General features: G+C 69.9%; 8 protein-coding genes. 3 read left to right on the top strand and 5 right to left on the bottom strand.

The features are described 5' to 3' along the window. Positions 1 to 167: 167 nt before the first annotated feature. From A5691_RS26775 to A5691_RS26765, 3 genes are read right to left on the bottom strand one after another with little or no spacing between them, the layout of a single operon-like run. A complete protein-coding gene (locus tag A5691_RS26775) occupies positions 168 to 1094 on the bottom strand; it encodes an NADP-dependent oxidoreductase (RefSeq protein ID WP_068019260.1) in 927 nt (308 codons plus the stop codon). A gap of 5 nt (positions 1095 to 1099) precedes the next feature. Beyond that, positions 1100 to 1783, bottom strand: a complete 684-nt coding sequence (locus A5691_RS26770) for a uracil-DNA glycosylase (RefSeq protein ID WP_068019256.1) — start codon at positions 1781 to 1783, stop codon at positions 1100 to 1102. A 39-nt stretch (positions 1784 to 1822) separates the two neighbouring features. Continuing rightward, positions 1823 to 2785 carry a thiamine-phosphate kinase gene (locus tag A5691_RS26765; protein WP_067886962.1) on the bottom strand — a complete coding sequence of 321 codons (963 nt, stop codon included), beginning with the start codon at positions 2783 to 2785 and terminating at the stop codon, positions 1823 to 1825. A 156-nt stretch (positions 2786 to 2941) separates the two neighbouring features. Between A5691_RS26765 and A5691_RS26760 the strand changes: the two genes are divergently transcribed. Next, positions 2942 to 3514 (top strand): DUF3515 domain-containing protein, encoded by a 573-nt coding sequence (locus tag A5691_RS26760; protein WP_067784712.1) that lies wholly within the window; start codon positions 2942 to 2944, stop codon positions 3512 to 3514. Here A5691_RS26760 and A5691_RS26755 read toward each other — a convergent pair. Both A5691_RS26755 and A5691_RS26750 read right to left on the bottom strand, forming a co-directional pair. Then, a complete protein-coding gene (locus A5691_RS26755) occupies positions 3511 to 4623 on the bottom strand; it encodes a D-alanine--D-alanine ligase family protein (RefSeq protein ID WP_067784709.1) in 1113 nt (370 codons plus the stop codon). The two genes, A5691_RS26760 and A5691_RS26755, sit on opposite strands and share 4 nt — an antisense overlap. 70 nt (positions 4624 to 4693) lie before the next feature. Then, on the bottom strand, positions 4694 to 5713 hold the full coding sequence (locus A5691_RS26750; protein WP_067747772.1) for an NAD(P)H-dependent glycerol-3-phosphate dehydrogenase: 1020 nt from the start codon (positions 5711 to 5713) through the stop codon (positions 4694 to 4696). 113 nt (positions 5714 to 5826) lie between these two features. Between A5691_RS26750 and cofC the strand changes: the two genes are divergently transcribed. Then, the gene (gene cofC / locus A5691_RS26745) at positions 5827 to 6480 is read left to right on the top strand and encodes a 2-phospho-L-lactate guanylyltransferase (RefSeq protein ID WP_067784706.1); all 654 of its coding nucleotides are present in this window, start codon (positions 5827 to 5829) and stop codon (positions 6478 to 6480) included. 88 nt (positions 6481 to 6568) lie between these two features. Continuing rightward, the coding region (locus tag A5691_RS26740; RefSeq protein WP_067784722.1) for an RNA degradosome polyphosphate kinase at positions 6569 to 8474 on the top strand (1906 nt) is incomplete at its 3' end.

The raw sequence follows: 8474 nt of genomic DNA, 5'->3' as shown, positions 1-8474 counted from the left end.
ACAGGCGGTCCGCGTCGCCGTCGAGCGCGTCGATAGCGTCGACGATCTCCTCACGACTGGCCTCCATACCTCAAACTTTAGAAACCCCCACCGACAAAAAAGCCCGCTCTGTGACTAAAGAAACCAAAGTGGCACAAGGGATTACAAAGCAATCGCGCCGAAACGCCCTAGTCGCCGACGACTATGACCGTCTTGCCGGGGCGATGGCCCGGGCGCCGGCCGCTTTCGAACGCCTCGCGGCCCCGCTCGAGCGGGAAGGTCTCCGCGATGTCGACGCGCAACCGTCCACCGTCGACCAACGCGGCGAGCTTCCTCAGCTGGTCGCGGTCCGGCGTGACGATGAAAAAGGTTGCCGTGACGCCGTATTCGTCGGCCCTGCCCGCCGGCGGCGGCGCCGACAGAGTGACCAGCCGACCACCAGGGCGCAGCACGGGAAACGACCGGTCCAACGTCTCACCGCCGACGGTGTCGATCACGACGTCGTAGGCGGCGTCGTCGAATGTCTCGGTGCGGACGTCGATCACCCGGGCGGCGCCATACCCGCGGACGAGTTCGCCGGCGTCGCTGCGCACGGTCGCGGTGACACGCGCGCCGAGCATCACGGCCAGCTGAACGGTCAAGGCGCCCACCCCGCCCGCGCCGCCATGCACCAGCACGTCCTCGCCGGCCCGCACGTTCGCGTGATCGACCAACGCCTGCAGGGCGGTCAGGCCGGCCAGCGGCAGCGCGGCCGCGACGACGTGCGACACCGACGACGGCTTGGCGGCCAGATCGGCCCCGGGCACGCAGACGAATTCGGCCGCGGCGCCGTCGCGGTCGAACGGGACCAGGCCGTACACCTCGTCCCCGGGCGCTAAATCCGCCACGCCCGCGGCCACCTCGCGGACGACGCCAGAGACTTCGTGCGACGGGATCACCGGCGTGCGGCTGAGACCGTCTCGGGTCCAGGTCTCGTCCCAGGTCAACTCGTCGAAGGTGATGGCCGCGGCACGAACGGCCAGCAGAACTTCGCCCGCGGCGGGAACCGGTACGGGCGCCCGCTCGACCACCAACTGCTCCGGGCCGCCCCGGTGGTGGGCCCGCAATGCGGTCATCTCGGTCACGGCAGCCGCCAATCGATGGGGTCGGCGCCCATACCCGTCAGCAGTTCGTTGGCGCGGCTGAACGGACGCGACCCGAAGAACCCCCGAGAGGCGGACAGCGGCGACGGATGCGGGGACTCGATGGCCACGCAATTGCCTTCGGCCAGAATCGGTTTCAGTCTGGACGCGTCGCGGCCCCAGAGGATCGCCACCAATGGCTGCGAACGCGCCGCGAGCGCGCGGATCGCGCACTCGGTCACCGCTTCCCAGCCCTTGCCCCGGTGCGAGGCTGGATTGCTCGGCCGCACGGTGAGCACCCTGTTCAGCAGCATCACCCCGCGCTGGGCCCACGGTGTCAGGTCACCGCACGAGGGCTGCGGATGGCCGAGGTCGGCGGAGTATTCGTCGAAGATGTTGGCCAGGCTGCGCGGCAGCGGACGCACGTCGGGGGCCACCGAAAAGCTCAGTCCCACTGCATGTCCCGGCGTTGGGTACGGGTCTTGCCCGACGATCAGCACCCGGACGTCTTCGAACGGAAAGGTGAAGGCGCGCAGCACGTTCTGGCCGGCCGGCAGGTACTTGCGCCCGGCGGCGATCTCGGCCCGCAGGAACTGGCCCATGGCGGCCACCCGATCCGCCACCGGCTCCAGCGCGGCGGCCCAGCCCCGCTCGACGAGTTCAGTCAACGGCCGCGCCGTCATCGCCGGTCCTTTCGTAGCATCGATGCTCACCGCGCCACCCTAACCGTCATATGACTGCCAGCCCGCATAGCCGGTCCACGCCTGTCCGTCGACGAGCACGTCGGCCTTGCCCTCGAGGACCCGCCCGATGATTCGCCACCCGGCCGGCGCCGGGCCGGCGAAACAGGCCACCAGGGCGTGGTCTTCGCCGCCGCCCAGCACCCACGACCACGGGTCGGCCCCCACCGCGTTGCCGGCCGCGGTCAGCGCGTCGTGGTCCGCGGCCAGCGCAGCGGTCGACAGATCCATCGCCACCTCCGACGCCTCGGCGACGTGCCTGAGGTCGGCGACCAGGCCGTCGGAGACGTCGATCATCGCCTGCGCTCCCCCGGCCGCCGCCGCGACGCCCTGACCGTAGGGCGGCTGGGGCACCAGATGCCGGCGGCGCAGCGAGTCGAAACCTTCAATACCCTTGCCGAACAACGCGAGGCCGGCCGCCGAGCGGCCCAGCTCGCCGGCGACCGCGATCACCGATCCCGCCTTGGCGCCGGACCGCAGCACCGGAGCGCGCCCGTCCAGATCGCCCAGCACCGTCACGGAGACCACCCACTGTGGGCAGCTGACGAGATCGCCGCCGGCGATGCCCGCGCCGATGCGGTGCGCCTCGTCCCACATCCCGCCGACCAGCCCGTCGACGGCGGCGGTCGGTGTGTCGCCGGGGGCGCCGAAGGCGACGACGAAGGCCGTGGACCGCGCGCCCATCGCCTCGATGTCCGCGGCGTTCTGGGCAATGGCTTTGCGGCCGACGTCGTGCGGACTCGACCAGTCCAGCCGAAAGTGCCGGTCTTGCACCAGCATGTCGGTCGACACCGCGGTGCGGCCGTCCCTGGCTTGGATCACCGCCGCGTCGTCGCCCGGCCCGACCACCACCGCGGCCGGCTGCCGGCGACCGCGCACCAATCGGTCGATCACCGCGAACTCACCGAGCTGCTGCAGTGTGGAATTCGATCCGTCGTCGCCCACGCCACCTCCTCCGGCGCGTCCCGCCCTGTCCGGGCCACTATCGGAGCCGCCGACCTGCGGTAAGTTGGGTTACTGCCCGCGCGAGCGGCCCGCGCCAGTTTAGAGCCCTGTCCCGATGCGGACCGCTCGCGGCCCGAGATAGGAGGTGCGCGGGCGGTGACGACCGACCCCGATACCCGCCCCGCCGTCGACGAGGGGCCGCCGCCCGCGCTGATCATCGCCGCGGTCGCCGTGGCCGTCGTCGCGATCGGGGTGATCCTGGTGATCGCGGCCAACCGCCAGGCGCCGCCGCAACCGGTCGCCGTCCCCGCGGCCCCGGCGCCCCAGGCCGACAGCCCCGCATGCCGGGCGCTGGCCGGGGCGCTGCCTCAGCGGCTCGGCGACTATCAACGCGCGCCCGTCGCACAGCCTGCGCCCCAGGGCGCCACCGCGTGGCGGGCCGGACCGGACAGCGAGCCCCTGGTGCTGCGCTGCGGGCTCGACCGCCCAGCCGAGTTCGTGGTGGGCTCTCCGATCCAGGTCGTCGACCGGGTGCAGTGGTTCGAAGTGCATCCCGAACAGCAGTCCGCCGGTGACGCGGGCAGGTCGACCTGGTACACGGTGGATCGGCCGGTGTATGTCGCGCTCACGCTGCCGTCGGGGTCGGGCCCGACGCCGATCCAGCAGCTCTCGGAACTGATCGACCGCACCATCGCGGCGGTGCCCATCAACCCGGCGCCCGCCGGTTAGCGCAAACCCACCCCGCGGGCCAACGCCGTCTCGACCATGGTCGCCAGCAGGGTGGGATAGTCCACGCCGCTGGCCGCCCACATCCTCGGGTACATCGAGATCGTGGTGAACCCGGGCATCGTATTGATTTCGTTGAGCACCGGTCCGTCATCGGTGAGGAAGAAATCGACCCGGGCCAGGCCCTGGCAGTCAATGGCCTTGAATGCCCGGACCGCCAAATCCCTGATGGCATCAGCGATGTCGTCGTCCACCTTAGCCGGCACATCCAATTCGGCTGCATCGTCGAGATATTTCGTGGCGAAGTCGTAGAACGAATCCTCACGTCCCCGCACTCCTGCCACACGGATCTCGCCCACGGTGCTGGCTTCGATTGTGCCGTCGGGCATTTCGAGCACGCCGCACTCCAGCTCGCGGCCGGTGATCGCCGCCTCAACGATCACCTTCGGATCGTGCCGGCGCGCGGCCGCCACGGCGGCCGGCAGGTCGTCCCAGCTGGCCACCCGGGTGACCCCGATCGACGAGCCGCCCCGCGCGGGTTTGACGAAGACCGGCAGACCCAGCCGCTCGCGCTCCTCGGGCTGCAGCGTCGACCGCGACGGGCGCAGAACCGCGTACGCGCCGACCGGCAACCCCTCGGCAGCGAACAGCTTCTTGGTGAACTCCTTGTCCATGCCCGCCGCGCTGGCGAGCACGCCGGCCCCGACATAGGGCACCCCGGCCAGTTCCAGCAGGCCCTGCAGCGTGCCGTCCTCCCCGTACGGGCCGTGCAGCACCGGGAACACCACGTCGACGGACGCCAGGACCTCGCCGGCCCCCGGCGAAAGGGCGACCAGTTGGCCGCCGCGGCGCGGATCGGCCGGCAGGGCCAGTTCGGTGCCCGACTGCGCGGTCACCTCGGGCAGCTCCCGGTTGCTGATGGCCAGCGCGTCCGGGTCGCCGTCGGTGAGCACCCACGATCCCTCCGGGGTGATGCCGATCGCCAGCACTTCGAACCGCTCGGGATCGAGGTTGCGCAGGATGCTGCCCGCGGACACGCACGAGATGGCGTGCTCGTTGCTGCGCCCGCCGAAGACGACGGCGACGCGCACGCGATTCCCGCTGGCACTCACAACCTAAAGAGGCTACCGGTTGCGCGGCGCTCGGGCCGGGCGGCGCCGCTGGCTGCGGTTTCGATGGCGGTCACTCGGGCTTGGTCCGGCGGCCGAGCAACAGTGCCATCGCCTCGTCCACCGACAGGCCCTTGTGGCAGACCCGGTGCACGGCGTCGGTGAGCGGCATCTCGACGTCGTAACTGGACGCGAGCGCCAGCACCGACTCGCACGACGTCACGCCCTCGACGACGTGGCCGCCGCCGGCCTGCATGGCCGACTCCATGGTGCCGCCGCGGCCCAGACGTTCGCCGAAGGACCGATTCCGCGACTGCGGCGACGTGCACGTCGCCACCAGGTCGCCGACCCCGGCCAGGCCGGCCAGCGTGGCGCCCTTGGCGCCGAGCGCTATCCCCAACCGGATGATCTCGGCCAGGCCGCGGGTGATGATCGCCGCCGCGGTGTTCTCCCCGAGCCCGACGCCGGCCGCCATGCCGCACGCGAGCGCGATGACGTTCTTGCACGCCCCGCCGATCTCGGTGCCGACGACATCACTATTGGTGTAGGGGCGGAAGTACCCGGTGTTGAGCATGCGCTGCAGCGCGACGGCGCGACCGGAGTCGCTGCACGCGACGACCGTGGCGGCGGGCTGGCATTCGGCGATCTCGCTGGCCAGGTTCGGCCCCGAAACCACCGCGACCTGAGCCGGGTCCACCCCCGTCACCGACACGATGACCTGACTCATCCGCATCAGGGTGCCCAGCTCGATGCCCTTGGCCAGGCTGACCAGGGTGGCGCCGTCGGGCACCAGCGGTGCCCACCCTTCCAGGTTGGCGCGCATCGTCTGCGCGGGCACGCCCAACAGCACCGTCGTGGCGCCGGCCAGCGCCTCCGCCGCGTCGGTGGTCGCACGGATGCCCGGCGGCAGCGTTGCGCCGGGCAGATAGTCGGGATTGGACCGGGTGGTGTTGATCTGGTCGGCGATGTCGGACCGGCGCGCCCACAGCGTGACGTCGGATTCCGGCTCCCCGGCCTCGACGAGCACCTTGGCCAGCGCCGTGCCCCACGCCCCGGCACCCATCACCGCGACGGCGCCCTGCGAGCCGGTCATCCACCACCCCCGTCTGTCTTCCCAAGCGAGTTGCAGCCGCTACACCCTAGATCAGCGGAGCTCACGCGAGCTAGCGCGTCCGCCGTCGGCGGTCGCTGGCAGGATGAGATCTCATGAGCGGCACACGAGCCGACGAAGCGGGCAAGGACGTCGCCCTGATCGTCGCCGTCAAGCGGTTGGCCGCGGCCAAGACCAGGCTGGCCCCCGTTTTTTCGGCACGCACCAGGGAGGGCGTGGTGCTCGCCATGCTGATCGACACCCTGACCGCGGCGGGACGCGTTGATGCGTTGGGCTCGATCACCGTCGTCACGCCCGACGACGCCGCGGCCGCGGCGGCCACGGAGCTGGGGGCCGAGGTGCTGGCCGACCCGACGCCCGACGGGCACGGCGACCCGCTGAACAACGCCATCGCCACAGCGGAACGGGCCGTGGGCGGATTCTTCCCGAATATCGTTGTGCTGCAAGGCGATTTACCCGCGCTGCAGACACAGGAGCTGGCCGAGGCGATCGCCGCCGCGCGGCAGCACCGCCGCAGCTTCGTCGCCGACCGGCTGGCGACGGGAACCGCCGCCTTGTTCGCGTTCGGCGCCCCACTCGATCCGCAGTTCGGCGCCGATTCGTCGGCGCGGCATCGACGTTCGGGTGCGATCGAACTGACCGGCGCATGGCCGGGGCTGCGTTGCGACGTCGACACTCCCGACGATCTCGCCGCCGCGCGCCGCCTCGGGGTGGGCGCCGCGACCGCGCGCGCCCTCGCCCATCAGTGACATCGGCGCGGACCGGCGAACCTGTCCTCGCGATGAACGTCGTCCCAACGGCGAATGGATGTCCGTCGAGCGCTAGCAGCATCGGCGAGTGATAGGCGATGATCGCAGGGTGACTGAAACCGAAGCTGAGGCACGCCCCGACCAGAACTTGTGGCATCAAGGCGACTCGGCCGTGGCAGCGCCGCCCGCCGCGACGCCGTCCGCCCTCACCGACCTGCCGGAGGACCGCTACCTCAACCGCGAGCTGAGCTGGCTCGACTTCAATGCCCGCGTGCTGGCCCTGGCCGACGACAACTCGTTGCCGTTGTTGGAACGGGCCAAGTTCCTGGCCATCTTCGCGTCCAACCTCGACGAGTTCTACATGGTCCGCGTCGCCGGCCTCAAGCGCCGCGACGAGATGGGTCTGTCGGTTCGGTCCGCCGACGGACTGACCCCGCGCGAGCAACTGACCCTCATCGGTGAGCAGACGCAACGGATCGCGACCCGGCACGCGCGGGTCTTCCTCGATTCGGTGCGACCGGCGCTCGCCGAGGAAGGCATACATATAGTCACGTGGGCCGATTTGGATCAGGGTGAGCGCGACGAACTTTCGACCTATTTCCACGAACAAGTCTTCCCCGTCCTGACCCCCCTCGCGGTCGATCCCGCGCACCCGTTCCCCTTCGTCAGTGGGTTGAGCCTGAACCTGGCGGTCATGGTGCGCCAACCCGAGGAGGGCGGCCAGCATTTCGCGCGGGTGAAGGTGCCCAACAACGTGGATCGCTTCGTCGAACTGCGCGGCCCCGGACATCCGGACGACGGCGAGGGTCCCGCCATAATCCGCTATCTGCCAATGGAAGAGTTGATCGCGGCCTTCCTGCCGGTGTTGTTCCCGGGCATGGAGATCGTCCAGCACCACGCGTTCCGCATCACCCGCAACGCTGACTACGAGGTCGAAGAGGACCGCGACGAAGACCTCCTGCAGGCGCTGGAGCGGGAGTTGGCGCGCAGGCGGTTCGGGTCACCGGTGCGACTCGAGGTCGCCAACGACATGACCGAGAGCATGCTGGAATTGCTGCTGCGCGAACTGGACGTGAACCCCGGCGACGTCATCGAAGTGCCAGGCCTGCTGGACCTGTCGTCGTTGTGGCAGGTCTACAGCATCGACCGGCCGGCGCTCAAAGACCCGGCTTTCGTCCCCGCCACCAGCCCCGCCTTCGTCGACCGCGAGACGCCGAGAAGCATTTTCGCGACGCTGCGCGAAGGCGATGTGCTGCTTCATCATCCGTATGAGTCGTTCTCGACCAGCGTGCAGCGATTCATCGAACAGGCGGCCGCCGACCCGAATGTGCTGGCGATCAAGCAGACGCTGTACCGCACAAGCGGTGATTCGCCGATCGTTCGAGCGCTTATCAACGCCGCCGAGGCAGGCAAGCAAGTGGTGGCGCTCGTGGAGATCAAGGCGCGTTTCGACGAGCAGGCCAACATCCGCTGGGCGCGCGAGCTAGAGCAGGCGGGCGTGCACGTCGTCTACGGATACGTCGGACTCAAAACGCACTGCAAGACCTGCCTCGTGGTCCGCCGCGAGGGTTCGACGATCCGGCGCTACTGCCACATCGGCACCGGCAACTACAACGGAAAGACGGCGCGACTCTACGAGGACGTCGGGCTGCTGACCGCGTCTCCCGAAATCGGGGCCGACCTGACCGACCTCTTCAATTCGCTGACCGGCTACTCGCGCAAGGTCTCCTACCGCAACCTTCTGGTCGCCCCGCACGGCATTCGCACCGGCATCATCGACCGTGTGGAGCGCGAGATCGCCGCGCACCGCGAGCACGGCGGCGGCCGGATCCGGCTCAAGATGAATGCCCTCGTCGACGAACAGGTCATCGACGCGCTGTATCGCGCATCGATGGCGGACGTGCGGGTGGAGGTGGTGGTGCGCGGCATCTGCGCGCTGCGCCCCGGCGCCGAAGAGTTCTCGGAGAACATTGCGGTCCGCTCGATCCTCGGTC

The organism is Mycobacterium sp. E183 (genome assembly GCF_001667735.1).
GTDB lineage: Bacteria > Actinomycetota > Actinomycetes > Mycobacteriales > Mycobacteriaceae > Mycobacterium.
This window is presented reverse-complemented; position numbering and strand designations above follow the sequence as displayed.

What these genes read in the sequence shown, in the direction of transcription:
- cofC (WP_067784706.1), top strand. Translation starts at nt 5,827, where the DNA reads ATGAGCGGCACACGAGCCGACGAAGCGGGCAAGGACGTCGCCCTGATC.
- A5691_RS26770 (WP_068019256.1), bottom strand. Translation starts at nt 1,783, where the DNA reads ATGACGGCGCGGCCGTTGACTGAACTCGTCGAGCGGGGCTGGGCCGCC.
- A5691_RS26750 (WP_067747772.1), bottom strand. Translation starts at nt 5,713, where the DNA reads ATGACCGGCTCGCAGGGCGCCGTCGCGGTGATGGGTGCCGGGGCGTGG.
- A5691_RS26775 (WP_068019260.1), bottom strand. Translation starts at nt 1,094, where the DNA reads ATGACCGCATTGCGGGCCCACCACCGGGGCGGCCCGGAGCAGTTGGTG.